The 24,827-nt window shown below is 71.8% G+C and carries 27 protein-coding genes, 1 tRNA gene and 2 pseudogenes; 22 read left to right on the forward strand and 8 right to left on the reverse strand.

Annotated elements, in window-relative coordinates:
* Positions 1-94: 94 nt before the first annotated feature.
* The 10 genes from AB0C01_RS23140 (at position 95) to AB0C01_RS23185 (ending at position 7,896) form a co-directional block, all read left to right on the forward strand.
* On the forward strand, positions 95-610 hold the full coding sequence (locus AB0C01_RS23140; RefSeq protein ID WP_357241173.1) for a hypothetical protein: 516 nt from the start codon (positions 95-97) through the stop codon (positions 608-610).
* 51 nt (positions 611-661) lie between these two features.
* Positions 662-1,285 carry an RNA methyltransferase gene (locus AB0C01_RS23145; protein WP_357241176.1) on the forward strand — a complete coding sequence of 208 codons (624 nt, stop codon included), beginning with the start codon at positions 662-664 and terminating at the stop codon, positions 1,283-1,285.
* Positions 1,286-1,364: 79 nt separating this feature from the next.
* Entirely contained in the window at positions 1,365-2,042 is a 678-nt protein-coding gene (locus tag AB0C01_RS23150; protein WP_357572089.1) for a DUF6758 family protein, read from the forward strand.
* Between the two features lie 116 nt (positions 2,043-2,158).
* Positions 2,159-2,317, forward strand: a complete 159-nt coding sequence (locus AB0C01_RS23155; protein ID WP_007455302.1) for a hypothetical protein — start codon at positions 2,159-2,161, stop codon at positions 2,315-2,317.
* Positions 2,318-2,323: 6 nt separating this feature from the next.
* Positions 2,324-3,199 (forward strand): PH domain-containing protein, encoded by an 876-nt coding sequence (locus AB0C01_RS23160; protein WP_357241182.1) that lies wholly within the window; start codon positions 2,324-2,326, stop codon positions 3,197-3,199.
* 103 nt (positions 3,200-3,302) lie between these two features.
* Positions 3,303-4,085 carry a SigE family RNA polymerase sigma factor gene (locus AB0C01_RS23165; RefSeq protein WP_357241184.1) on the forward strand — a complete coding sequence of 261 codons (783 nt, stop codon included), beginning with the start codon at positions 3,303-3,305 and terminating at the stop codon, positions 4,083-4,085.
* Positions 4,082-5,341, forward strand: a complete 1,260-nt coding sequence (locus AB0C01_RS23170) for a hypothetical protein (protein ID WP_357572090.1) — start codon at positions 4,082-4,084, stop codon at positions 5,339-5,341. The genes AB0C01_RS23165 and AB0C01_RS23170 overlap by 4 nt, the downstream gene beginning before the upstream one ends.
* A 61-nt stretch (positions 5,342-5,402) precedes the next feature.
* On the forward strand, positions 5,403-6,275 hold the full coding sequence (locus AB0C01_RS23175; RefSeq protein WP_357572091.1) for a PHP domain-containing protein: 873 nt from the start codon (positions 5,403-5,405) through the stop codon (positions 6,273-6,275).
* Between the two features lie 41 nt (positions 6,276-6,316).
* Complete coding sequence (locus AB0C01_RS23180) at positions 6,317-6,931, forward strand: MarC family protein (RefSeq protein ID WP_357572092.1); 615 nt, start codon at positions 6,317-6,319, stop codon at positions 6,929-6,931.
* A gap of 44 nt (positions 6,932-6,975) precedes the next feature.
* Positions 6,976-7,896: a PD-(D/E)XK nuclease family protein gene (locus tag AB0C01_RS23185; RefSeq protein WP_357241196.1), complete on the forward strand. Its 921-nt coding sequence runs from the start codon at positions 6,976-6,978 to the stop codon at positions 7,894-7,896.
* A gap of 21 nt (positions 7,897-7,917) precedes the next feature.
* Here AB0C01_RS23185 and AB0C01_RS23190 read toward each other — a convergent pair whose 3' ends face one another.
* Entirely contained in the window at positions 7,918-8,781 is an 864-nt protein-coding gene (locus AB0C01_RS23190) for an oxygenase MpaB family protein (protein ID WP_357241199.1), read from the reverse strand.
* Positions 8,782-8,841: 60 nt separating this feature from the next.
* Positions 8,842-9,150: pseudogene (locus AB0C01_RS23195) on the reverse strand (transcriptional repressor); the annotation flags it as partial.
* A gap of 185 nt (positions 9,151-9,335) precedes the next feature.
* Here AB0C01_RS23195 and AB0C01_RS23200 point away from each other — a divergent pair.
* Positions 9,336-9,818 (forward strand): hypothetical protein, encoded by a 483-nt coding sequence (locus AB0C01_RS23200; RefSeq protein WP_357242351.1) that lies wholly within the window; start codon positions 9,336-9,338, stop codon positions 9,816-9,818.
* A 6-nt stretch (positions 9,819-9,824) separates the two neighbouring features.
* On the opposite strand, the gene AB0C01_RS23205 is transcribed toward AB0C01_RS23200, so the two are convergent.
* Positions 9,825-10,157, reverse strand: a complete 333-nt coding sequence (locus tag AB0C01_RS23205; RefSeq protein ID WP_357241202.1) for a hypothetical protein — start codon at positions 10,155-10,157, stop codon at positions 9,825-9,827.
* Between the two features lie 105 nt (positions 10,158-10,262).
* Here AB0C01_RS23205 and AB0C01_RS23210 point away from each other — a divergent pair, with 105 nt between their 5' ends.
* Complete coding sequence (locus AB0C01_RS23210) at positions 10,263-10,442, forward strand: hypothetical protein (protein WP_357242431.1); 180 nt, start codon at positions 10,263-10,265, stop codon at positions 10,440-10,442.
* A 29-nt stretch (positions 10,443-10,471) separates the two neighbouring features.
* On the opposite strand, the gene AB0C01_RS23215 is transcribed toward AB0C01_RS23210, so the two are convergent.
* Complete coding sequence (locus tag AB0C01_RS23215) at positions 10,472-11,083, reverse strand: flagellar biosynthesis protein FlgA (RefSeq protein WP_357572093.1); 612 nt, start codon at positions 11,081-11,083, stop codon at positions 10,472-10,474.
* Between the two features lie 302 nt (positions 11,084-11,385).
* Here AB0C01_RS23215 and AB0C01_RS23220 point away from each other — a divergent pair, with 302 nt between their 5' ends.
* Positions 11,386-11,643 carry a hypothetical protein gene (locus AB0C01_RS23220; RefSeq protein WP_357572104.1) on the forward strand — a complete coding sequence of 86 codons (258 nt, stop codon included), beginning with the start codon at positions 11,386-11,388 and terminating at the stop codon, positions 11,641-11,643.
* Between the two features lie 14 nt (positions 11,644-11,657).
* Here AB0C01_RS23220 and AB0C01_RS23225 read toward each other — a convergent pair.
* A pseudogene (locus tag AB0C01_RS23225) lies at positions 11,658-11,864 on the reverse strand (FmdB family zinc ribbon protein); the annotation flags it as partial.
* Positions 11,861-12,538, reverse strand: a complete 678-nt coding sequence (locus AB0C01_RS23230) for a 5-formyltetrahydrofolate cyclo-ligase (RefSeq protein ID WP_357241207.1) — start codon at positions 12,536-12,538, stop codon at positions 11,861-11,863. The gene AB0C01_RS23230 and the pseudogene AB0C01_RS23225, both read right to left, overlap by 4 nt.
* Positions 12,539-12,623: 85 nt before the next feature.
* Here AB0C01_RS23230 and AB0C01_RS23235 point away from each other — a divergent pair, with 85 nt between their 5' ends.
* The 8 genes from AB0C01_RS23235 to AB0C01_RS23270 all read left to right on the forward strand — a co-directional run bounded on the left by AB0C01_RS23235 (position 12,624) and on the right by AB0C01_RS23270 (position 21,395).
* Positions 12,624-14,942 carry a diguanylate cyclase gene (locus AB0C01_RS23235; protein WP_357572094.1) on the forward strand — a complete coding sequence of 773 codons (2,319 nt, stop codon included), beginning with the start codon at positions 12,624-12,626 and terminating at the stop codon, positions 14,940-14,942.
* Positions 14,943-14,951: 9 nt separating this feature from the next.
* Positions 14,952-15,914: a UTP--glucose-1-phosphate uridylyltransferase gene (locus tag AB0C01_RS23240; protein WP_357241213.1), complete on the forward strand. Its 963-nt coding sequence runs from the start codon at positions 14,952-14,954 to the stop codon at positions 15,912-15,914.
* The gene (gene glp, locus AB0C01_RS23245; protein WP_357241216.1) at positions 15,911-17,224 is read left to right on the forward strand and encodes a gephyrin-like molybdotransferase Glp; all 1,314 of its coding nucleotides are present in this window, start codon (positions 15,911-15,913) and stop codon (positions 17,222-17,224) included. The genes AB0C01_RS23240 and glp overlap by 4 nt, the downstream gene beginning before the upstream one ends.
* Positions 17,225-17,303: 79 nt before the next feature.
* Entirely contained in the window at positions 17,304-17,954 is a 651-nt protein-coding gene (locus tag AB0C01_RS23250; protein ID WP_357241219.1) for a GNAT family protein, read from the forward strand.
* Between the two features lie 180 nt (positions 17,955-18,134).
* Positions 18,135-18,917 (forward strand): hypothetical protein, encoded by a 783-nt coding sequence (locus AB0C01_RS23255; protein ID WP_357572095.1) that lies wholly within the window; start codon positions 18,135-18,137, stop codon positions 18,915-18,917.
* Between the two features lie 269 nt (positions 18,918-19,186).
* Positions 19,187-19,260, forward strand: a tRNA-Ala gene (locus AB0C01_RS23260).
* Positions 19,261-20,077: 817 nt separating this feature from the next.
* Complete coding sequence (locus tag AB0C01_RS23265) at positions 20,078-20,593, forward strand: hypothetical protein (protein ID WP_357572096.1); 516 nt, start codon at positions 20,078-20,080, stop codon at positions 20,591-20,593.
* Positions 20,571-21,395 (forward strand): hypothetical protein, encoded by an 825-nt coding sequence (locus AB0C01_RS23270; RefSeq protein WP_357572097.1) that lies wholly within the window; start codon positions 20,571-20,573, stop codon positions 21,393-21,395. The genes AB0C01_RS23265 and AB0C01_RS23270 overlap by 23 nt, the downstream gene beginning before the upstream one ends.
* A 176-nt stretch (positions 21,396-21,571) precedes the next feature.
* Here the strand turns inward: AB0C01_RS23270 and AB0C01_RS23275 are convergent, their stop codons facing one another.
* Entirely contained in the window at positions 21,572-22,318 is a 747-nt protein-coding gene (locus AB0C01_RS23275) for a hypothetical protein (RefSeq protein WP_357572098.1), read from the reverse strand.
* A gap of 88 nt (positions 22,319-22,406) precedes the next feature.
* Positions 22,407-23,195 (reverse strand): hypothetical protein, encoded by a 789-nt coding sequence (locus tag AB0C01_RS23280; RefSeq protein ID WP_357572099.1) that lies wholly within the window; start codon positions 23,193-23,195, stop codon positions 22,407-22,409.
* Positions 23,196-23,690: 495 nt separating this feature from the next.
* Between AB0C01_RS23280 and AB0C01_RS23285 the strand changes: the two genes are divergently transcribed.
* Positions 23,691-24,698, forward strand: a complete 1,008-nt coding sequence (locus AB0C01_RS23285) for a hypothetical protein (protein ID WP_357572100.1) — start codon at positions 23,691-23,693, stop codon at positions 24,696-24,698.
* Positions 24,699-24,827: the final 129 nt, after the last annotated feature.

Below are 24,827 nucleotides of genomic sequence, written 5' to 3' on the forward strand. Positions count from 1 at the left end.
CCCGTACTCCGGCCCAGCTCACCCGTCAGCGGGTTGTGTGGCGAAGGGGCGCTGTCCGGGTCGCGGGGGACATATGCTGACGCCGGAGGTTCCGATGAGCCACTCCGTCGCCGGAGAGCCGCCCTCTGCCGGCCGTCGAGCCGCACCCCTGACCACCGCTGTCTACTCCGCCGCCGAGTGGGATCTGCTCATCAGCCTGCCCGGTCGCGTTCTCGTGGCCACCGCGGCGCCCCGCCCCGGTCGCCCGGATCGAGGAGTGCTGGCGGGTCTGACCGGCCTGGACGCCGTGGCCGCGGGCCGGGCCTCCGACAGCGACCTGGTCCGTGCGGTGGTCGCCGCCATCTACGCCCGGCACGACGGCACGTCGCCGCCGGTCGAACGCCTCGCCGACCTGGTGGACCTGCTGGCCGCCTGTCGGGCGGCGAGTCGCGTCCTCGGGCGGCGCGCCGACCCCGCCGACTCGGCCGCGTACCGCCAGTGGGTGCAGTCGGTCGCGGCCCGGGTCTGCCGCGCGGTGCCCGGCCCCGGCGAACGCCGCGTGGACCAGCCCGCCACCCCGGCGGACCGGCGCTTCCTGGACCGACTCGGTGCCGCGCTCGGTCTGGGCTGACCGGCAGGCCGTCGCGCCGAGCGCCGGCACGGTCCGTACCCTCTGGTGATCGTGACCGACGACCAGCTTGAGGTGGGCGTGGGCCCCTGGCCGGGGGACCCACCGGACGACCCTCGCTACGACCCGCAGTTGCTGGCCGAGGGGGATCGGCGCAACGTCGTCGACCGCTACCGCTACTGGCGGCACGAGGCGATCGTCGCCGACCTGGACCGGCACCGGCACGGCTTCCACGTCGCGATCGAGAACTGGCAGCACGACTTCAACATCGGCACGGTGGTCCGCAACGCCAACGCGTTCAACGCCGCCGAGGTGCACATCGTCGGGCGGCGCCGGTGGAACCGGCGCGGCGCCATGGTGACCGATCGCTACCAGCACGTGCGACACCACGAGACGATCGAGGAGTTCGTCGCCTGGGCGGCCGATCGGCGACTGCCGGTGTTCGGCATCGACAACCTGCCCGGCTCGCTCCCGCTGGAGACCGGCACCCTGCCCCGGCACTGTGTGCTGCTGTTCGGTCAGGAGGGGCCCGGCCTCTCCGCGCCGGCCCGCGCCGCGTGCGACCAGCTCTACTCGATCGCCCAGTACGGCTCGACGAGGTCGATCAACGCGGGCGTGGCCAGCGGTATCGCGATGCACGCCTGGATCCGTGCGCACGCCGGCGCGCCGCCGGACTGACCCACGTACGGTGCCGAATCGGACGTTCCGGCTTGACGTGCCGGCGGTCCGGGGAGACGGTGGGGATGTGAGTGTCGCGGTGAGTTGTCCGAGATGCGGGGGCCCGGTACGGGCGCCGGATCTGATGCACACCGACTCGAGGTGCGTGCGCTGTGGCCCGGTGCCGCCGTTGCACGTGCCCGAGCACATCGGAGCGGAGATCGTGGCGAGCGTGGTGGAGCAGATCACCGCGACCGGCGATCCACCGGTGACGCCGTTGTGGTGCCCGTGGCCGCTGCCCCCCGGTTGGACACTCACCGGCGTGGCGTACGCCGGGGACGAGCGGACGGGAGTGCGGGCGACCGCGGTGGCCTGCGCCGGTCCGGCGCCACTCGGCGGTGGTCCGGCGGATCTCGTCTTCGTGGCCGAGGAACCCGGTGTGGGCCTGGGCACCCGACTCGCCGGGCTGGCCGGCCCGGACCCGGGGCCGGAGTTAATCGGCGCGCTGACCGACCCGGGGCCAGGTCACCCCGACCACGTCGGACAGGCGAAGATCAAGGTCGGCGGCCATCCGACTCCACTGTGGTTGGTTAATTCTCCGACGGATCGAAGCGCGTACGCCGGCGAAGCTCGGGGAATGTGGCTCCATGCGATAGCCTGGCCGGCGAGTGCGGGTCATCTCCTCGCGGAAGACGTCGTGTTACACGACCTGACCGAGTGGACTCCGCCCGAGCTCGTGTACGGCGCACCGTCCCCGTACCTACCCGGGAGGGCTTGACAAGCTTTCCGGGTTGACGGAGAACGGACGCAGATCTTCACTGTACGACACCACACTGATACTCTGGGTGCCGCTGCGGTAATGGGACCCGGCGCCGCGCGAGAGGATGGCCCGCCATGGTCAAGAAGGTCCTCACCTGGGCCGGAATCGCATTCTTGATCTTCTTCGTCGCCTACCGGCCAAACTCGGCGGCGGATGTGTTCAAGTCGCTCGGCGGCGGGATCATGGATATCGCCCAGGGGTTCGGCGACTTCTTCACCAGCCTCGTCGCTTAACCGCCGATGGGCAGCCCTTCCGGTCCACCCTTCGACCCGGACGACCCCGACCGGGAACGTCGCGAGCGAGACACTGAGCCGATCCCACGGATCGGGCCTGATGACGGCCCGGACTACGGGGCCGGTCCCGGCCTGTCCGACGGTCCGTCCCTTTCGGACGACGTCGGCTATGGCGACGGGCCCGGCTACGCCGGCCAGGGTCGTTCGGGTCGAGCGTGGATCCGGGACCCGGAGGCCGGCTACCAGCAGCCGCAGATCTCCGAGGACGAGCTGGCCGGGTTGCGCGCCGACGCGACGGGCGCGACTCCTCGACGGGTGCTGCCCCTGGAGGACGAGCCCAGCTCGCTGGTCGCCCGCTACCTCTTCCCCACCGAGCGCTACCGGGGTGAGTGGAAGCGGCACTGGATCCACCTCACCAACCCGCTCCTCATCGGCGTCGCGGCGACCTTCGTGCTCGGCTACCTCTCCGGCTTCCTCGCCGGCAACGACGTGGGCGCGCTGACCACCATCGCCGTGCTGCTCTGGTTCGCGGTGATGGGGTGGGTGGCGTGGAAGGTCGCCGACTGGTGGTATGACCGTTTCATCCTGACCAACAAGCGGGTCATGGTGGTCAACGGCATCGTCACCCGCAAGGTGGCGATGATGCCGCTGGTCCGGGTCACCGACATGAAGTACGAGCAGACGCCGACGGGGCGCGCCCTCAACTACGGCACCTTCGTGCTGGAGTCCGCCGGCCAGGAACAGGCGCTCCGCGAGGTCAAGAATCTGCCCAACCCGAACGAGCTCTACCTGCGTGTGGTCGAGGAGATGTACGAGCCGCAGGCAGTCGAGGCTCGGCTCGGCAAGGAGGCCGACGAGGCCAAGGCCGACGACGGGGCGTGAAGGTTTCCGACCGAACATCGGAGCAAGTGCGCACCTTTCGCCATGGACCAGTACGCCTCTGACGTGGCACTCTGCCAGGACGGCTGGGGTGTGGAGGTGGGCGGTGGCGAGCAGGGATCCGTTGGAGGAGCAGTTCCGCGAGTTCGTCGCGGCCCGCTCCGCCGCGCTCCTCCGCACCGCCTATCTGCTCACCGGCGACTGGGCCACGGCCGAGGATCTGCTGCAGACCGCGCTGACCAAGACCTACCTCGCCTGGAAGCGGCTCGGGGGGATCGAGGCCGTCGAGTCGTACGCCCGACGCGTGATGGTCAACACGTCGACCAGTTGGTGGCGGCGACGCTGGCACGGCGAACGCCCCACCGAGGTGTTGCCGGAACGCGCCGGTGTCGACGAGATCTCGCAGCAACTCGACCGGGACCTGCTCTGGCGGCACCTCCGCGAGTTGCCCACCCGGCAGCGGGCGGTGCTGGTGCTCCGCTACTACGAGGACCTGTCGGAGGCGCAGACCGCCGCGATGCTGAACATCTCACCGGGCACGGTGAAGAGTCAGTCGTCCCGGGCGCTGGCCACGCTGCGCCGTCGGATGGGCGCCGACACGCCGGACCTGACCGCCGCAGCCGGTGCTGCCGGTCGGCCGGCCGCTGCCGGTGCCGCCGGCGGGTCGGCCGCCGCGGCCGGCCGGTCCGGCGGCTCGAGCGCCCCGACCGGACCGGTCCCGACCGCCGGTGCCGCCGCCGCGCGCAGAGCGCGCCAGTCGGCCGGCCGCCCCGAGCCCCGCCCGGCCACTCCCCGCCCGGCCGCGCCGCAGCCGATCGGCCCGCAGGTCGTGCTCCCCTCCGCCCCGGCGCCCGTGCCAGTCGGCACTGGCCCCGGGGAGCAGCAGTGAGCGCATTGCCGGGCCAGCCCGACAACCGGACGGACGGCCCGCGGCGTTCTTACCAGGTGCGGCCGGACGAGCTGGAAGGTGCGGTGCGGGAGACCCTCTCGCGCCAGGTCGCCCTCGCCCGCCCACAGGGCGTCGACCCGGCAGGCCAGGCCATCCGCCGCGCGAACCGGATCCGGCGGCGGCGTACCGCGGCCGGCCTGGCCATCGGGGCGGTCGCCACCGTCCTGCTCAGCGCCGGCATGGCACAACTCGGGGCCGAGACCGGCCGCGAGGGTTCACCCATCGTGGTGATCGGTGACCCGGACCTGTCCGGTCGGCCGATCCCGACAGCCAGCGCTTCCGGCACCGATCCCTCGCCCGGACCGTCAGCGGCCCTGCTCGGGGCCGAGACGCTTGTCAGCCCCGACGGCCGACGGCTGGTGCTGCCCGACGTCGGGTCGGCCGAAAGCGCCCAACTCCTGCCCGGTGGCGGCGGTTGGCTGGTGGTCAGTACGCGGACCACCGCGGGCCGCTCCCTCCGGGTGGTGCAGAACGACGGCCTGGTGCAGGTGCTGCTGGCCGGAGCGGGTTCGATCGTGCTGGCCCCGGACAGCCGCCAGGTCGCCTGGCGGGACGGCAGCGATCTGCTGGTGGCGGGGGTGGTCGGCGGTCAATTGATCGGTGCGGCGCGTACCGTGGCGCCCGCCGGCGCGGTGCCCGTCCGGTTCGTCGGCGACAGTGTGCTGGTCCGACCCGACCCGGCGGACGCCGGCCACACCCTCTGGCGACCCGGCGCGGGGCCGTTGACCGAGGCCGTCGACCAGGAAACCCTCAACTTCTACGGTGGGCTGCCCGACGGGCGGCTCGTCGGGCAGATCTCCACCGACCCGGGTCGGACGTGCCTGGCCGTGCTCGACCCGACCCGTCACCTGCGCCCCGTCGAGACCGGCTGCGGGCCGGAGCTCAGCCAGGACGGCGTCGGCGGAATCTCCGCCGACGGGCGGTGGCTGCTGGTGAACGGGCGGGTCGGCAAGACCAGCCGGGCGCTGCTGGTCGACCTGCGGCGGCTCGGGTCGAACCCGACAGCCGTCTCGGCCGGGCCACCGATCACCGGTTCGATCGTCTGGGCCGACGAGTCCCACGCCTCCTACCTCGACGCCGCCGGCGCGCTGGTCCAGGTCGACATCGCTCGGGTGCGGGCCGGGAAACCCGCGAGCCCCGCCGCGGTCTCCGGCGTGCCGGCCGGGGACCGGCCGGTCCTGGTGGCCGGCCTCTGACCCGACCGATCGAGGTGACCTCCGTGAACCGGGCTCGGTTGTTCCTCGGTAGCGTCGGACGGTGACCTCGCATACCGGCTCCGCCCCGCGTATCGACCTGCACACCCACTCGACGGCCAGCGACGGCACGCTGCCCCCGGCTGAGCTGGTTCGGGCTGCCGCCGAGGCGGGGCTGGACGTGCTGGCGATCACCGACCACGACACCACCGCCGGCTGGGCGCCGGCCGTGCGGGCGTTGCCACCGGGACTACGCCTGATCCGGGGGGCGGAGCTGTCGTGTCGATGGTCCGGCACCCGGCCGGCGGTGCCGCTGCACCTGCTCGCGTACCTGTTCGACCCGGACCACCCGGAACTGGTGGCCGAGCTGGGCCGGGTGCGAGCCGCCCGGGAGGAGCGCGGCGAACGGATCGTCGGGCTGCTGCGAGCCGACGGCATCGACGTGAGCTGGCCGGACATCCTGGCCAGTGCCGGCGGCGGCACCGTCGGCCGCCCGCACATCGCGCAGGCGCTGATCCGGGCCGGCCTGGTCAGCAGCACCCGGGAGGCGTTCGGCCCGGACTGGCTGGGCGAGCGCTACCGGCTGCCCAAGGACGACATCGACGTGTTCCGGGCGATCCACCTGGTCCGGTCGGCGGGCGGCGTGCCGGTCTTCGCCCATCCCCGGGCCACTCGGCGCGGTCGGGTGGTGCCCGACGAGTTGATCGCCGAGCTGGCCGCCGCGGGGCTGGCCGGGCTCGAGGCCGACCATGAGGACCACAGCCCGGCCGAACGGGAGCACGTGCGAGCGCTCGCCGCCGAGTTGGGGCTGTTCGTCACCGGTTCGTCGGATTTCCATGGCACCCACAAAGCCGTCCAGCTCGGTGCCTTCACCACGAGCGTCGATGCGTACGAGCGGATCGTCGCCGCCGGGGTGACCGAGGTCGCTTCGGGCTGATCCGAGTATTTTGCCCACTCTGGCGCGGCTAGGTTGATCACGTGGATCTGAAGCTGTTCGGCGAGGTCTTCGTGACTCTGCTGGTGATCACCGACCCGCCGGGCATGATGCCGATCTTCCTGGCGTTGACCGGCCCGCTGCCCGCCCGGGACCGTAACCGGGCCGCCTGGCAGGCCGTCACGCTGGCGTTGGGCGTGATCGTGGTCTTCGCGGTGGCGGGGCAGACCCTGCTGGACTACCTGCACGTGGACCTACCGGCGTTGCAGGCGGCCGGTGGGCTGCTGCTCGTGCTCGTCGCACTCGAACTGCTCACCGGGAAGACCGACGGCCCGAGCGCGGACGCCACCTCGAACATCGCCCTGGTGCCGCTGGGCACCCCGCTGCTGGCCGGTCCGGGCGCCATCGTGGCGACCATGCTCTTCGTCCAGCAGGCCGACGGGTTCGGCGACTTCACGGCCATCGCCCTGGCGATCCTCGCCGTGATGCTCGCGGTGTGGATCGTCCTCCGCTTCTCCGGCGGCATCGTGAAGATCCTCCGGCCGGGCGGGATCGAGGTGCTGACCAGGATCGCCGGCCTGCTGCTGGCCGCGATCGCCGTGCAGCTCATCGCCGACGCGGTGTTCGCCTTCGTCACCCGGTACGTGAACATGACCTGACCGGCTCCCGCACGGTGTCGGGGGTGGGTGGCAGGATCGCAGGCGTGCGACGATCCTCCTCAGCGGGACGGCCGGCGGCCGGTGGCCGGGCTCCCCGACAGCGCGCCGGCGATGCCGAGCAGCTTGGCTTCGAGGGCATGCCGGAGCGCCTGTTCGTCTGCACCCCGAGCAAGCTCGGCGCGTACGCGGACTGCCCGCGCCGCTACCGCTACTCCTACGTCGACCGGCCGGCCCCGCCCAAGGGCCCGCCGTGGGCGCACAACTCGCTCGGCGCCAGCGTGCACACCGCCCTGAAAAACTGGTATGCGCTGCCCGCCGACCGGCGTCGCCCCGAAGCCCTGGCCACCCTGCTCAAGGGCACCTGGGTCCGCGAGGGTTACCGCGACGACGAGCAGGAGCGGGCCGCCTACCGACGGGCCTTGGGCTGGTTGGAGGCGTACGTCGAGACGCTTGACGCCGACTCGGACCCGCTCGGTGTGGAGCGGGTGGTGGCGGTCAAGACCGCCGTGCTGGCGTTCAACGGCCGCACCGACCGGATCGACTCACGACCCGGGCCGGATGGGCCCGAGCTGGTCATCGTCGACTACAAGACCGGTCGCACCGGCCTGGACACCGACGACGCCCGGGGTTCGCAGGCGTTGGCGCTCTACGCGTACGCGGCCGAGCGGGTGTTCCGCAAGCCGTGCCGTCGGGTGGAGTTGCACCACCTGCCGACCGGCACGGTCGCCGGCCACGACCACACCGTCGAGTCACTGGCCCGGCAGTTGACCCGCGCGGAGGAGACGGCCCGCGACATCATGGCCGCCGAACGGGCGGTCGCCGACGGCGCCGACGCGGACGAGGCGTTCCCGGTGGCGCCCGGCCCGCGCTGCGGCTGGTGCGACTTCCGGCGGCACTGCCCAACGGGCGCGCAGGTGCCGGGCAAGGAGCCGTGGGCGGCCATGGACCGGCACGTCGACGGCTGACCTCGGGTGGCGGCGGCCGGGTCAGCCGGCCAGTTGGCTGGCGGCGTGACGCGCGGCCCGCTCCTTGGCGGCCTGGATCAACGGCCCCTCCAGGTAACGACGGGGCACGGCGGCGAACGCGAGCCGCAGCGCGCGCACGGTCAGGTCCGCCGACACCGCGGTGGTCGGCAGACCGAGCCCGCCGTACATCCGGCGCGCCCAGGCCGGCAGCAGTGCGAAGGCGGTGCCGGCAATCCCCAGGTACGCCCAGCGGGGCGGGCCGAGGGTGAGCCCCAACCGGGCCGGCAGGCTGAGCTTCCACGGCAGCGGCGGAGCGGTGAGGAAGATCGCCGTCTCGGCGGCCTCGCGGGTCATCCGCAGCTCCGGCCGTACGTCGCGGTAGTAGTCCTCGACCTCGGCCGCGGTGCCCGGCACGGTGGCCGGGTCCAGACCGACCAGCTCGGCGGATCGGCGCTGCTCGGTGTAGTAGCCGTCCACCTCGTCGTCGCTCAGCGGCAGCCCGGCCCGCCGGGCCGTGCTGAGGAACGACTCCACCTCGGTGACATGCACCCAGCGCAGCAGGTCCGGCTCGTCGATCCGGAACTCCGCGCCGGTGCGCAGGTCGGTGGCCCGCAGCCGGTCGTGCAGTCGGCGCAGCCGTGCTCCGGCCGCCTCCGCCTCCGCGGTGGTCCCGTAGACGGTGGTTGCGACATAGGTGGCGGTGCGGACCAGGCGGCCCCACGCGTCGGTGCGGTAGTTGCTGTTCTGCGCGACCCCGGCCATCGCCCGAGGGTGCAACGCCTGGAGGTAGAGCGAGCGCAGGCCGGCGACGATCAGGATCGGCTCCTCGTGCACCTTCCACGTGACCGAACCTGGACCGAAGAGGCCGAGGTCATCGGAGTCCACCGCCCAAGAGTGCCACGCTCGGGCCGACCCCGTCGGACACGTCCCGTCGGCGCCGCCCGGTCACACGTCGGCGGAGCGGCGCGCCCGGCAGCCCGGGCAGAGACCCCAGAAGGTCACTTCCGCCTCGTCCACCTCGAACCCGTGCGTGACGTTCGGCTCCAGACACGGTGCGCCGCCCACCGCGCAGTCGATCTCGCCGCAGCCCCGGCAGACCACGTGATGGTGGTTGTCGCCGACACGCGCCTCGTAGCGGGCGGGACCGCCGGCCGGCTCGATCCGGCGGGACGACCCGGCCCGGGACAGCGCGCCCAGCACGTCGTACGCCGCCTGGGTGGAGACCGAGTCGAGGCGTTCCCGGACGCGCCGGCTGAACGAGCATCGACAACCGTCGCCCGGCCCAGGTGGTCGCCGACACAGCCCGGGAAGATCGGGCCTGCTGCCTCCGACGGTGAACCCGATCGACGCGGCGCGCGTGTGACCGGTCGAGAGCCTGGGGACGGCCGGTCGGGCCGTACGCCTGCGCTCTCCTGACCATGATCCACCTGGAGGGTTCGATGTTCGAGGAGATCCTCGGTCTGCCGGGACACGTCCTGGTGGTCCACGCGGTCGTCGTGTTCGTGCCGCTGCTGGCGGTGCTGGCCATGGCGTACGTGGGGCTGCCGCGGTGGCGGCACCGGCTGGACTGGGCTCTGGGCCTCCTCGCCGTGGCGGCGCCGGTGACCGCGTTCGTGGCCGTCAAGTCGGGTGAGGTGTTCACCGACGCGCTTGTCGCCCGGGGCTTCCAGGGACCGATCCTCGACCAGATCTTCGAACACTCCCGCTACGGCGACATCCTCTTCCGGATCGTGGTGCCGCTCGGGATCGGGGCCATTCTGCTGCTGGTGGCGACCAGTGGACATCCCCGGGTGCCGCGGCTGCCGACGCTTGTCACGCCGGTGCTGGCGGTGGCGGTCGTGGCGCTGTCCATCGCCGCCCTGGTCTACGTCTATCTCACCGGCCACAGCGGCGCCGAGGCCGTCTGGGGCACCACCCTCTGACCCGCTTCAGAAGATGATTCGCGAGCAGAGCAGGCAGACCACGACCACCAACACCACGGCGGCCCCCACCCCGAAGCCGTAGGTGACCCGCTGCGAGCGCTGCTCAGCCACGTCCAACTCGGCCATGTCCTGCGGCGGCAGCCGTCGTGGCGGCGCCGGCCGCAGATGTACGGGTGGCCGCCAACCGGTCGGCGGCGGCACGGTCGGCGGCGGGCCCACATAGCCGCTCGCGGGGGTGCTCGTGGACGAGGCGGGGGGTTGGGCCGCCACCGCTTCGTCACCGGTGCCGGGCCGTCGCCAGTAGTCGTCCGGGGTGCTGCCACCGCTGGGGGTCGTCACGCCGTCCGACGCTACCAACGCGACCGGCGGCCCGTCCGCTTCTGCGCGACGCGCCACCGTCGGCGACCGGTCCACTGCCCGTTCGCTGCGCTAGTCTTGCCGCTCGTGAGCCCCATGGAACCCGGCAACCAGGCCGCGCCCGACGACGACCGCACCGTCGACCTGAGCGAGGACTTCGTGGTGCTGCCCGAGCAGACCTCCGACGACACCGACCGGGGCTGGGGCGAGCGGGCGGCTGGCAACGACGACTGGCTGCTCGCCGAGCGTCCTCCGCACTGGGACTGACGCGGAGCGCGGCCAACTCCCGGCGCGACTCAGTCGCGGACGACAATCGCGAAGCGCGTGCCCTCCGGCAACCCGACGGTGCGTTGCGCCTGGTCCGGGCGGAGCGCCAGATAGAGCGCCGGGGACCTGTCGGTCGGGGCGGCACCCAACACGTCCAGCACCAGCGCCGCCGGAGCGAGCAACACCGCTTTCGTGCCCACCCCGCCCGGTGCCACCACGAGCAGGTCGACCCGGACTCCTGGACGGGCCACCGCCAGGGCGGCCGGCTCGGCCAGCCGGACCGGCACCCCGACGGCGCCGCTCGGCAGCGGCAGCGGACCCGCCGTGCCGCTCCCGGTGGTTGGGCCGCTTGGGGGTGGACCGGGCGGTCCGCCACCGTCCGTGGGGCCGGCCGCGCCGTCGTCGTCCGGTCTGCCGTTGGTGATCGGACTGCCGTCGGCGTCCGGTCTGGACGTGGCAGCCGCTCCCGTCGGCCCGTCGGAGGGCGCGGCGGGCGGTGGGCAGCCGGTCGGCGGTTGCAGGACGGCTGCGGCCAGGCCGAGCAGGGCGGCGACCATTCCGGCCCGGAACAGGAGGGGTCCGCCGGGCAGGGTGGGTCGGCGCAGTGGCCGTAACGCCCGCGCGGAGTCTGGATCGCCCATCGCCTCTGTCGCCTCCCGCCCTGGGGCGTCGCGGTGACGACCCGTGGGCGGCAGACTAGGCGGCTCACGCCCTGGTCAACCGGCCGTTCGCCGGCGCCTGTGGATAACTCGACGGCCTGTGGACAACGCCCGCCTGCCGGCTCGATCTGCTACGCGAACGGAGGTGCCGAGCAGGGCGGCCCGCTGATCGACTCGGGGTCACGGAAGCCGGGGTGTCCGGCCTGCCTGGACGGGCCGAGTTCCGTGAACCCGAGTGGATCAAAGTTTGATCGCCGAGCGAGTCGACCCTGGCGGGTCAGGAGGTGGAACTGGCCGCCGCGGCCTTGCCGCCGCCGCTCGACCCGCCGGACGAGGACGACCCCGACGAGCCCGACCCCGACGAGCCCGACCCCGACGAGGACGACCCGGACGACGACGACCCCGACGAGGACGACCCCGACGAGGACGAGCCAGACGACCCGGAGTCCGCACCCGAGGACGATGAATCGGACTTACCGGGCTTGCCGGTCGTGCCGCCGGCCGTCGCCTCAGAGCCGGACGCCCGCGAGTCGGTGCGGTAGAAGCCCGAACCCTTGAAGACGATGCCGACCGAGTTGAAGACCTTGCGCAGCCGCCCCTGACACGCCGGGCACTCGGTCAGCGGCTCGTCAGAGAAGGACTGCACCGCCTCGAGCTGGTGACCGCACGTGGTGCAGGCGTACTGGTACGTGGGCACGTTCTCCTCCGGATCTGGGCTCAGCCAGTTGGCACTCGACGTATTCGAGTGCCAATGGTGCGTCATTCGCCCCGGGTTCGTCCAGCGGACGTGTGAGGCGCGACATCATGCGGCGCACCCGGGTCGGCGTCAAGCGTACGCACCCCGTCGGCGGGGGTGACGACCGCGCGGACACGACGGTCGTGTGGCTCCGCCGGCAGCGCCTCGACCAGCTCGCCGTCGTGCAGGGGCACCACCGTCAGCGTCGTCTCGGGCACCCGGGCCAGTGCCCGGTCGTACGAGCCGCCGCCGCGTCCGAGTCGCCGACCGAGGCGGTCGACCGCGAGGGCCGGTACGAGCACCAGGTCCGCCTCCGCCACGGCGGCCACCCCGAGACGGGCACCTGTCGGCTCCCGGATACCCCGGCCGGCGGCGATCAAGGCCCCGGGGGCGGTATAGGCCGCCCAGTCCAGATCCAGGTCCTCGAGGAGGACCGGCAGCAGCAACTCGGCGTCGGCCGGAAGGGCCGCGCGCAGCACCTCCGGCAGGTCCGCGCCGCCCGGCTCGGAGCCGACCGGCACGTACGCCGTCATCCGGCGGGGGCGCAGCCGGCGTACCAGCGTGACCAGCTCGGCCTGCACGCGCCCGGCGGCGACGGCCCGGGTGGGGCCGCTCAGTGACCGGCGGCGGGCGAGCAGCTCGACGCGGGCGTCCCGCTTCGCCATTCGGGTCACTTCCGCTTCATCAGAAAATTCCGCCACGCAACACTCCTGACGCAACGCCTCTCTCACGGTTGCACTGTGTCAGCATCGCAAGCAACGGAGGCGGAACTTCCGGGGGGACCGAGTGACGCTACGCGGGCGGTTGACGGCAGCCTTCCTCGTGGTGGTGCTCGGCCCGGTCCTGCTCGGCGCGCTCTTCGTCGCCTCCACCGTCAGCGCCGTCGACCGCAGCCGCTCCACCGAGCGCCTGGCGGTGGCGGCGTCCACCGTGCGGACCTCGGTCGACGCGCTCTGCCAGCAGCTCCGCGCCACCGCCGACGTGCTGGCTCTCAGCGCCGATCCGTCCGTCGCCGCCGCCCAACTGATCGGCCGGGGCCTGGTCGCCGCGGTGCTGATCACCGACGTGAGCGGCGAGACCACCTTTCTGTCGCCCGGGGCGCCGTCGACCCCGTGGCGGGACTGCTCCGGCCCGACCACGGATGCGACAGGTCCGGTCCGCGCGCTGGCCGCCCACGTCGACCTCCGCGACCGCGCCGGCGCGCTGCTGGGCACGGTGACCGCCGCGCACCGTGTCGACCCGGCGTTCGTGGCCCGGCTGGCGGCGGTGACCGGGGTGGCGGTCACCCTGCTCGACAGCGGAGCCGGCGCCGCCCGGGTCACCCACACGACCGAATCCCGCGAGGTACGCGACGCGGTGCTGGCCGCCGCCAGCGCCGTCGACGGTGAGCGGGTGACCGAGACCAGCCAGGGCCGGTACGTGCGCAGGATCGGGCCCACCGACGCGCAGCCGCTGCCGCTCGTGGTGTCCGTGCCCAGCGAGCGCCCGGCGGGGCTGCACGCCACGCTGATCGGGGTGGTCGTGGTGGCCGCGCTGCTCGCCGTGCTGACCGCCTGGCGGCTGGCCCGGATGACCACCCGACCGCTTATCGAGTTGGCTGGCGCGGTCGACCGGGTCGCGCACGGCGACCTGACCGCCCGGGTGCCGGTCCGCAGCCGCGACGAGTTGGGCCGGCTCGCCGCCGCGTTCAACCGGATGACCCGGGAGACCGGCTCCTACGTCGCGGCGTTGACCAGCAACCGCGACCAGCTCCGCGGTCACCTCGCGGTGCTCGGCGACACCCTGGCCAGCACGCACGACCTGCAACGCATCCTGCGGGTGATCCTGCGCAGCGCCATCGGCGCCACCGGCGCGCGTGCCGGCGCCGTGCTGCTGGTGGAGACCGGCGGGATGCTCGTCGCGCAGTGCACCGAGGGGTTGGACGGGCGCTGGCCGGAGGCGGACGGGGACGGGCCGCCGACGCTCCGGGTGCCGGTCGGGGTCGGTGTGGTCGGCGCCGTCGCCGCCACCGGGGAGCCACAGCGGGGAAGGGCGGAGCCGACCGACGCCCCGTCCATCGAGCCACGCTGCCGCACGTACGTCGCGGTCCCGTTCGCCACCCCGGGCTCGGCCGCGGCCACCCTCAGCGGATCCTCCGGCCCGGCCGACGAGGCCGGCGTGGCGGCGGCGCTCGGCGTGCTGGCCCTCTACGACCGGCTGGGCGCCGACGAGTTCGACGACGACGACCTGGCCACCCTGCGCACCTTCGCCGGACACGCGGCGGTGGCTGTCGACAACGTCCGGGTGCACGAGGAGGCCCAACGACTCTCCCTCACCGACCCGCTCACCGGGCTGTGGAACTACCGCTACCTGCGCGAGTCGATCCGACGTGAGGTGGAACGGGCCAGCCGCTTCGGGCGGATGCTCAGCGTCCTCGCCCTGGACCTCGACCGGTTCAAGGACGTCAACGACACGTACGGGCACGCCGCGGGGGACACCGTGCTGGCCGAGTTCGCCAGGCGGATGCGCGGTGAGATCCGTGAGGTCGACCTCGCCTTCCGGCAGGGCGGTGAGGAATTCGTGCTGCTGCTGCCGGAGACCGACGCGCGGGGCGCGGCGATCGTGGCCGAGCGACTCGGCGCGTCGGTTCGCGAGACGCCGATCGCCGTCGAGGCGTACGCCGGGCCGGTGCTCGTGACGGTGTCGGTGGGCATCGCCGTCTACCCGGACAACGGCAGCACCGGCCGGGAGGTGCTGGAGGCCGCCGACGACGCGCTCTACGCGGCCAAGGCGGCCGGCCGCGACACCTACCGGGTCGCCGAGGTACGCCCGGACGTGACCACCCGGGAGATACCGGTGCTCGCGGGTGCCGTCAGCCCACCCGACGGGCTGCCGCGCGCCGGCCAGCCGGTGCCTGCCAACCGGGAGCCGGGCGGGTCCGCCCGGTCGGAGCCGGCGGTGGGCGTACCGGAAGGGTCGCCGGCGCACGCGTGGCCCGTTCCGGCCGACGACCCGGCGGACATCGACGAGGATGCGGCCCGCGCCGGCCCGGATCCCGCGCGGCCGGGGCCGGGTGGCGGCGCGTCTTCTGGGCCACACCCGCCGCGACAGAGCCGTGGCCGATAGTCTCGCGGCATGTCGGAGCACTCAGCGAACCCCTCATCGACGGCCGCCGCGAACGGCCGTCCCCTGGCGGTCAAGGCCGTCATCCCGGCCGCCGGACTGGCCACCCGGTTCCTGCCCGCCACCAAGGCGGTGCCCAAGGAGTTGCTGCCGGTGGTGGACCGGCCGGTTCTGCAGTACATCGTCGAGGAGGCCACCCAGGCCGGCATCGGTGACGTGTTGCTGATCACCGGTCGGGGTAAGACGTCGATGGTGGACCACTTCGACCGTCGCCCCGACCTGGAGACCAGGCTGGAGGAGAAGGGTGACACCGAGCGGCTGGCCGCGGTGCGTCGGCCCAGCGAGCTGGCCGAGATCTACACCGTGCGGCAGCCCGAGCAGCTCGGGCTCGGCCACGCCGTCGGGTACGCCGAGTCGCACGTCGGCGACCAGCCCTTCGCGGTGCTTCTCGGCGACGAGTTCGTCAAGCCCTCGGAGCCGCTGCTGCCGGCGATGCTCGAGTTGCAGGCCCGCACCGGCGGTGTGGTGCTCGCCTTCTTCGAGGTCGACCCGGCCGAGACCAAGCGGTACGGCATCGCCTCCGTCGAGCCCGCCGAGGCGGAGCTGACCGACATCGGTGAGGTCGTCAGGGTGACCGGAATGGTGGAGAAGCCGCAGCCCGAGGATGCCCCGAGCAACCTCGCGGTGCTCGGCCGGTACGTGCTGCCGGGCAAGATCTTCGACGCGATCCGGCGGACCAAGCCGGGCAGTGGCGGCGAGATCCAGCTGACCGACGCGATGGAGTTGCTGCGCACCGAGGGCACTCCGGTGCACGCGATCGTCTACCGGGGCACCCGCTACGACACCGGCATGCCGCTGGGCTACCTCCAGACGGTGGTGCAGATCGCCGCCGAGCGCGAGGACCTGGGCGCCGAGTTCCGGTCCTGGCTGGCCGACTTCGTCAAGGCCGACGCGGCAGGCGGATCTGGTACATGACCGCGACGGCCGACGCCGAGGCGGCCGCGAACGAGTTGACGCCGCTCGCCGACTACCTGGGCAGCGTGCTGCGCAGGTTGCGCGCGCTGCCGCCACTCGACCTCGAGCTCACCCAGGCGCACGGCAACGTCCTCGCCGAGGACGTCGTCGCGCCGCACGCCTTCCCGGCCTTCGACCAGGCGGCCGTGGACGGCTACGCGGCGCGCTGGGAGGACATTTCCGGAGGGGGCCGGGGGCCGAGCTACGTCCCGGCCCCCTCCGGCACACGCGGTGGCCGGACCATCCGGCTCAACGTGGTCGGCGATCTCGGGGCGGCGAGCTGGCGGCCGGTGCGACTCACCCCGGGCTCGTGCTTCTCGGTGGCCGCCGGGGCGCCGCTGCCGGTCGCCGCCGACGTCGTGGTCCCGGTGGAGTGGACCGACCAGGGCATGGCCGCGGTGGAGATCTTCCGCACCCCCAAACGGGGGTACGGGGTCCGGCGCGCCGGTGCGGAACTGCCCGCCGGCACCCTGCTCGCCCGCGCCGGCACGTACGTGTCCCCGGCCCTGGTCGCGGTCTTCGCCGCCACCGGCATCGGGCACGTGGTGGTCCGCCCCAGCCCGCGGGTGGTCATCGTGGCCACCGGTGACGAACTCGTCGACGTGGGTCGGGGCAGTCAGCCCGGGCAGGTCGTCGACGCGAACTCGCACGCGCTGACGGCCGCCGCGGCCGAGGTGGGCGCACTGGCGTACCGGGTGGGGATCTGCGACGACGACCCGGAGGGGCTGCGCGGGTTGCTGGAGGACCAGACCCTGCGCGCCGACCTCATCATCACCACCGGGGGCACCGGCACCGGCCCCGGAGACATGGTGCGCCGGATCCTGTCCCGCCGCGAGGGTGGCCGGGTCGGGCCGGTCACGTTCACCGACGTGGCGCTCTATCCCGGCACCGCGCTCGGGTTCGGCACGGTCGGCGCCGAGGAGGTGCCGGTGGTCTGCCTGCCCGGCGACCCGGGTGCCGCCCTGATCGGGTTCGAGGTGCTGGCCCGTCCCGCCATCCAACTGCTCGCCGGCGCCGAACCGGTGTTCCGCCCCAGCGTGCGAGCGCACCTGCTGGAGACCGTGTCGTCCCCGGCCGGGTTGCGTGAGTTCCGGCCGGCGCACGTCGCCGAGCGGCGCGGGGGCGGGTACACGGTGCAGCCACTCAGCGGTGGACCGTTCACCCTCTCCGGGCTGGCCGAGGCGAACGGGCTGCTGGTGCTCGGTGAGCGGGTCACCACCGCCGCGGCCGGCTCTACCGTGGACGTCCTGCTGCTGGACCGCCGCCGGTGACGGTGTCTCGGACGGACGGTTGGCGGGTCCTGACGGATCCACTTGCGCGCGTCACCGCCCCGCGCGGGAGACTGTAGGGGTGAGTCTCTTCGGACCCCCGCGGCCACCGGGCTGGCCGGTGGAGTTGGCGGACGGCCCGGTGTTGCTGCGGCCCTACCGGCGCTCCGACGCGGTGCCGTGGTCGGAGATCCGCCGGGCCAACCGGGCCTGGCTGGCGCCCTGGGAGTCGTCGTTGCCCGGCGGTTGGGACGAGCTGAACTCACCTGCCGCGTTCCGCTGGGTGCTGCGTGACCAGCGGCGCTCGGCCCGGGAGGGTGACGGCATGCCCTTCGCCGTCTGTCTCCGCGAGGGCAGTCGGGACCTGCTGGTCGGGCACATCAACGTGGGCAGCATCGTGCGACGAGCGCTCTGCTCCGGCTATGTCGGCTACTGGGTGGACGCCCGGGTCGCCGGCCAGGGCGTGATTCCGACGGCGCTCGCCCTCGCCGTGGACCACGCGTTCGGCCCCGGCGGGCTACACCGGGTGGAGGTCAACATCCGTCCGGAGAATCGGCCGTCGCGGCGGGTGGTGGAGAAGCTGGGATTCCGCGAGGAGTCGTACCACGTGCGCTACATGCACATCGACGGTGCCTGGCGTGACCACATCGGATACGCGATGACGAGTGAGGAGATCGCTGCCGAGGGCGGCCTGCTGGCCCGCTGGCATCGGGTCCGCGCCTCCGCCCGCTGAGAGGCTGTCCCACGCACGGGATCGGCGCGGCGCGACGGCTTCCTGGTCGGTCCACCGTAACCTCAAGTAACTGCAAGTTGCGGCGAGCGCTCTCCGGCCGGACGATCCACGCACCTAGGCGCGATCGGTGGAAGATCCTGCGGTGGGGTGGCGGTTGCTCCGAATTCGGTGACGGGAGGGGTGAGGGTGCCGACCTCGGTGCTCCTCGCCGTCCTCGCCGCCGCCGGCCTGCTCGCCCTGGCCCCGGCGTTGGTTCGCCGGTACGACGCCACCGAGCGGTTGGTGGCGGAGCGGGCGCAGTCGACGGCGCGGGTGCTCCAGCGCCGCCGGCGGCGACGTACTGTCCCCGGGCGGCAGCCGGTCCACCCGCCGCGCTCACTCGTCGTCACCCTGAGCGAGGACGCGACTACCGGAGCGTTGACCGCGCCGGTCTCCGGGCCGCCGGCGGGCCGCCGCTCCGGTCGACTGCGCGCCGTGCCACCCGCATCGAAGCGATCCCGCCGCCGCCCGTCGTCCCGCCGTCAGCACACCCCGGCCGTGTACCGGCGTCGCCGGGTGCTCGCCGCCCTGCTGCTGCTCAACGTCGTCGAGCTGATCGGCGTGCTGTTCGCCAGCCCCGGATTCTGGATCGGCTTCGCGGTCACCTTCCTGCTCCTGACCATGTACGTCGTCCACCTGCGAGGTCGCGCCCTCGCCGGGCGTCGTCGCCGCCGCGCCCGAGCCCGGGAGGCCGCCTGGTTGGCCGCCCGGCAGGCCGAGGTACGCCGGGAGCAGGCCCGCCGCGCAGCGGCCCGCCGGGAGGCCCAGCGCCGCCTGGCCGCCCAGCGCGAGGGGGTGCGCCGAGCCGCCATGGGCCTGGACCGCCCCGGCGACCTGCCGGCGGCGGTCAACGGTGGCTCGGTCTCGTACCGACGGGCCGGCGGGCTCCGCGGGCGCCCCTACGAGGCCGGCCGAGGCGCCTGACCGCCGGCATCCCGTGCTGGCCGGCGCCTCGTGCTGGCCAGCTGCCCGGCCGGCTGCCCGGCTGGCGGGCGCTTGATCGACTCGGTTTCCTGAAAGGTGGGGTGTCGGGGCGTCTAGAATGCCCCGGGTTCCTGTAACGCGCGTGGATCTCCGGGCCAGGTCGAGCGCCGCACCGGGGGCGGATTCGCGGTGAGGGCCGGCGACCTGTTAGCCTTGCTGCCGGCCCGCCCGGTGTAAGCCGGGTGGGACCGAAGCCGGTTCGCCGGTGGGGGGCTGTGGCGCAGACTGGTAGCGCACCTCGTTCGCATCGAGGGGGTCAGGGGTTCAAATCCCCTCAGCTCCACCCCACGTCAAGACCGTTTCCGCGAGTCGGAAACGGTCTTTTCCGGTTTCGCACCCCTGAAGTGCGACAGTCGAAGTCGCCTCTAGCTAGCGTTCCGCCCGCTGGAGCCAGGCTGGCAGAGAGTCGACTCGCCGGGTTCCGCCGCAATGGTCAACCTTGCCTGGTTCCGGATATAGGATGGTTCCGTTCGGAACGGAACTACCGAATTAGCCGAACCCACCGTAAGGGGCGACGCGTGCAAACCTCGCGTAAAGCTTCCCCGGATGCGCCGCCGGAGCGCGAGGTCGATGTCCTCCGCCGCGCCATGGCAGTCGTGGAGGATCGCCTGCCGTCTGGATGGTCGATCCGCCTTGTGGGTCAGGAGGTGGATCGCCGGATCGATGGTGTGGCGGAGTTAGCCGCTCCTGATGGGACACAAGCGGTCTTTTTCATTGAGGCAAAACTCTCAGTCGTCACGAGCGATCTTGCTGCGGCCCTTGACCAACTTCGCTCCTATAATCTGCCTCACGTCGCTCGTCCGGTGCCTATGCTCGCCGCGCGCTACATCGGGTCTTCCGCTCGCGCGTGGTTGGAAGAACGTGGGGTCTCCTACGTCGACGCCACCGGGAACATGTGCATCTTGCTTGAACGTCCAGCAATATATATGCGCGACAGGGGCGCTGATCGAGACCCTTGGCGAGGGCCAGGCAGGCCGCGCGGTACCTTGCAGGGGTCTCCGGCCGCTCGGGTGGTGCGCGCTTTGGTCGATTTCGCTGAGCCTATGACTGTTCCGGACTTGATACGCCGGTCTGGGGCATCGACGGGTGCAACGTATCGAGTGGTTGAGTTCCTTGAGCGCGAGGCGCTTGTTCGACGTGATCGACGCGGCCCGATAGTGGATGTCGAGTGGCGCCGAATCCTGGAGCGATGGAGCGAGGATTACGGGTTTCAACGCAGCAACACTGTCACCTCTTATTTGAGCCTGCGGGGACTGCCGGCGTTGCAGGAAAGTCTGCGGCATGCCGAAGGTTTGCGCTACGCATTAACTGGTTCTCTGGCGGCTCATCGCTTAGCGCCCTATGCTCCAGCCAAGCTGGCAATGGTTTATGTAGACGACCTAGACCAAGCCGCCGAAAAACTCAGGTTGCGCGCCGTTGATACTGGCGCGAACGTACTTGTCGCTCAAGGAAAATATGACGTCGTATTCGATCGACTGGTGCAGGATGATGGTCTGCTTTATGTGCCTCCCAGCCAAGCTGCTGTCGATCTACTAACAGGCCCGGGGCGGACTCCTGCTGAGGGGCAAGAACTCCTTGATTGGATGGGAAAGCATGAGCGGGATTGGCGACGCTGACCTGCTGGTAGCCGCACGCAGCGCGCTACTGGATGCACTGGAAGCTCTTCGCGAGCACGCCGATGCTGTGGTTGTAGTGGGAGCGCAAGCCATATATCTGCACACCGGGGCCGCGCCCATCGCCTTAGCAGAGGCGACCAAGGATTGCGACCTTGCGCTCGATGCACGGGCGCTCCCGCACGAACCGTTGCTGGAGGAGGCCATGCAGGCGGCCGGCTTCCATCTAGATGTTCACGCGCACCAGCCTGGAGCGTGGCTAAACCCCAAAGGCATTCCCGTTGACTTGATGGTGCCGGAAGCGCTTGCTGGTGGATCAAGTCGCCGCGCAGCGAAAATCCCACCTCATTCGAAAAGTGCTGCGAGGAGGGCGGTTGGATTGGAAGCTGCCGTCGTTGACCATGATAAGTTCGAAATACGTGCGCTAGCTTCCGGAGACAATAGGGTCGACAGGGCCAATGTTGCAGGCCCCGCTGCTTTGCTCGTAGCCAAATTGCACAAGATCGGCGAACGGCAGGAAATGCCTAAGCGGCTTGTGGACAAGGATGCGCATGATATCTATCGTCTGCTCGTAGCCGTCCCCACCGAGCAGCTTGCTGACAAGCTGCGGGAGTTGCGGGCTGATGATCTGGCTGGACAAGTTACTAGCCAGGCCCTGGGATTTGCTGCGGATTTATTCGCGGCAGGCCCCGATGCGCTCGGGTCGGTAATGGCGGGAAGAGCTGAGGAGGGTATCGGAGATCCCCCAGTCGTTTCGGCCGCTGCTTCTGCTTTGACTGAGGATTTGCTGACTGCGATTGGCTAGCTACGGAAAGGGCCGAACTGCCCACCAAGTCGCTTCAGGGCGGCTTGGGTGGCCCCCGGAGTTGGCATCGCCGTAGATGATCATGATCCCGGCGATCTGGCTTTGCCGCAGGATTTGCATGGTTGCCCGAGGGCTGACGACAGCAAGACGGGGGTGATCCTCCGCCTTTGGAACAGTTAGCTGAACCGCTCGGTCGTCACGGGTATCAGACCGTGCTGTCGCAGGACTGTCGTCAGGTCGGACAGGGTCGAACCCACCGCGCCGTCGGCGGCGGCGACCAGCAGGACTGTCACGTCGAGAGCCCAGGCCCGGGTGTGGGCGACCCGCCGTAGCTCCCAGTCGAACCGGTCGCCGCCCCTCTCCAGGTGACCGCTCGCGGCCGATGCGCCCGTGGCGTCAACCGGCGTATGCCAGCTCGCCCGGAGGCTCGTCACCTGGTCCGGACGGAGATCCTTGGCGAAGAGGACCCGGTAGACGCGCCGCTCGTGCCAGCCGGCCGGCGGCTGTGCCGGGCCGAGCCGCAGCGGCGCGGCGGTCGGAATCGGCTGGTGGACGAGGAAGTACGAGCGCAGCTCCGTGTCGTCGGGCAGTTGCCCGCCACCGAGCCTGCGGTAGTGACCCTCGGCCTCGACGCGAGACGTGGGGACCACCCGCGCCGACGTGTCCGGGTCGGTGCGGATGCTCCGGCTGAGGGCGGCGGAACTCCACCAGCCGGCGGTCGGCGTCCAGCCCGCGCTGTCCAGGCCCGTGCTGACGTGGTCGTGCTCCCGGGTGAACTCCTCGACGACGAGCCCCGCGACCCCGCTGGGCGGGTCAGGGTCGTCGGGTCGAGGCAGGACCAGGTAGTAGTCCAGCGAGGACGGTGACCGATGCGCCGTGGTGACCGCTGGACGAGGCGCGGTGTGCACGGGGTTGGCAGCCATCTGTGCCATCTTTCGTCGTGCTTCCGTCGTGGGCCCGGCCACCGTAGCGCCTGGCGGCCGGGTCGTGCCGGCCGCCAGGCGGGACGGATCAGGACCGGGTGAGCCTGACGGTCGAGGTGTCGGTCACGAAGACGTACTCGTCGTACGGGATGTCGTAGGCGATGGCCCGGGTGATGGCCTCGGCGAGCCCCTTGCCGAACGGGGTGGTGCCGGTCGGGACGGCCGCGGCCGTCCATTGGACCTGGCTGCCCGGGGTGCAGGTCACCTGGGTGGAGAAGCTGCCCCGAACCAACACCTTCCGGACGATCTGCGTGACCGTGCCGTCCACGGACACCGAGATGGGCTGACTGCAGGTCACCGTGCCGTGCAGGACGGCGTTGCCGTTCACCCGGTGGGCGATGCCGTCGGTCGCCACGGCGAGAGCGAGTTGCAGCCGCTCAGGCGGTGGCGGGTTGGCGATGTGCACCTCGCCGCGAGCACCCGCCGTCGCGCCGTTGCAGTACTGCTCGAAGGTGGCGTCCAGGGTCTGTACGTAGCCGTTGGAGCCGAACACCGCGTTGTTGATCGTGAAGATGCCGGTCGCGTCGTCGCAGCCCCGCCCGTTGCCGGACAGGTCGAGGCCGGGTCCGGCCCCGTTGTACGGGTATCGGCTCGTTGTCTCGTAGGTGCCCGGCACCAGCGCCGCGCTGCCGGGCGCGTCGAAGGTGAGGGACCACTGGTCGCCGTTGTAACCGCTGATGCTGACCGTCACGCGGCTGTTGTCGAGCGGACTGTCCGCCGTGAGTTGGTCGTTGTCGTCGGTGGAGTACGAGTAGGAGGCCCCGCCGGTGATGTAGTCACCGGGGTCGCCGTCGAAGGAGACCGAACCGGACTCCACGATCTGCGCCTGTGCGGGCGTGGTAAGGGCCAACCCACCCGACACACAAACGATCGACAGGGCGGCTGTGAGTGCCGCCCTACGCCAGGATCCCTGCATCCCCGTTCCTCTCTGAGGCGAGACAGCCGCACGGGCGGTTGCCCGGCGGTTACTGTCAGCTCATTACGGCACGGATTGATGGTCATAATCGGCCGGTGCGACAAGCCGAACAAAGAGGAGCGTCCGCCACCAGTCGCCGCGTACGCCCCGAATCCGGCGGGCGGTGCCCGGATGGCAGCGGCGACGCCGTATCCCCTGGCCGAGGCGTGTCAGGACCATGAGATTCGGTACGCGCTGGCGGGCCGGTCGTTCCCCCAGCTCAACAGTGGGCACCGTAGGTCCGCGTGATTCCGCTGCTGTCATCTCGCCGACACCCCGCAACCGGACGGTCCACCCGCGGGTGACACCAGTAGTAATCGGCGCTCGGGTTCACCCGGGCTTACACGGGGAGTAAAGATGACTCACACCGCTCGACGGACGCTGGCCGGCGTCACCGCCGCCGGCCTGCTGACCGCCTCTCTCGGCGTCGCTGTCTCCGCACCGGCGACCGCCGCGCCCAGGGCTGCCGCCCTCGGCACCTGCAAGATCAGCACGCTGCCGTACCCGACCGACACCTACCGTGCCGATGCGAACGTCATCGACCCGACGGGCCGCTTCGTAGCCGGCTCGGCCCTACGGAAGGAGGGCACCGACAACCAGTACCTGCTGCTGTTCTGGGACCGGAATCGGCTCACCGAGGTCGAGGCGCCGAGCATGGCGACCCCTGCCGACGTCAACGCCGACGGCGTCGTGATCGGCAACGGCTGGGGCAACGGCGGCCAGCCGTGGCGGTACCGCGACGGCCGGGTCGAGCAACTGCCGGTGGTGCCGTCCGGCACGGACATCTCCGTCACCGCCATCAACAAGGCCGGCGACATCGTCGGCCTCGGTAATGACATCGACACCGGGGAGTTCTTCGCGCTGCGCTGGCCGGCCGCTCGGCCGGGCACTGTCGAGGTGCTCGACGCCCCGGCCAATGCCCAGCCGCGAGGGATCACCGCGAACGGGACCATCGTCGGTTCCGCCGGTGACTTCGGGTACTGGACCAGTTGGGTCCGCCGGCCGAACGGCCGGTACGACGCACTCACGGTCCCCGGCGCGCAGATGTCCTATGTCAGCGAAGCGGCCGGTCACTGGGCGATCGGCCATGTCGACCTGCCGGACAGCATCTGGGTCCCGGTGCGCTGGAACCTCCGGGACGGCTCGTACACGACGCTCGACCCGCAGTCGCCGACGTTGGAGGACGTCAACGCCAAGGGCGTCGTGGTGGGCGCTGACCGCGTCGTGCGCGGCGCGACCTCCCGGGTGCTGCCGGGCGCCAGCGACGGGGTGGGCATCGGAGCGCGCTCCATCTCCGACACGGGCACCATCGTCGGGTTCCGCAACGGGGAGCGAGTCACCCCGGTGCGCTGGACGGGCTGCTGACACCACGGACAACTGACAAGTGGGGGGGGGCCCCGGCGGGGGGCCCCCCCCCCAGCACGCCCCGGCCCCCCCCCCCCGGGGTTAGAATTTGGGGCGCGGGTGCCCCTAGGGGTTGGGTTGTGGTTGTGG

Origin of the sequence: Micromonospora sp. NPDC048905 (assembly GCF_040649655.1) — a bacterium.
Lineage (GTDB): Bacteria > Actinomycetota > Actinomycetes > Mycobacteriales > Micromonosporaceae > Micromonospora.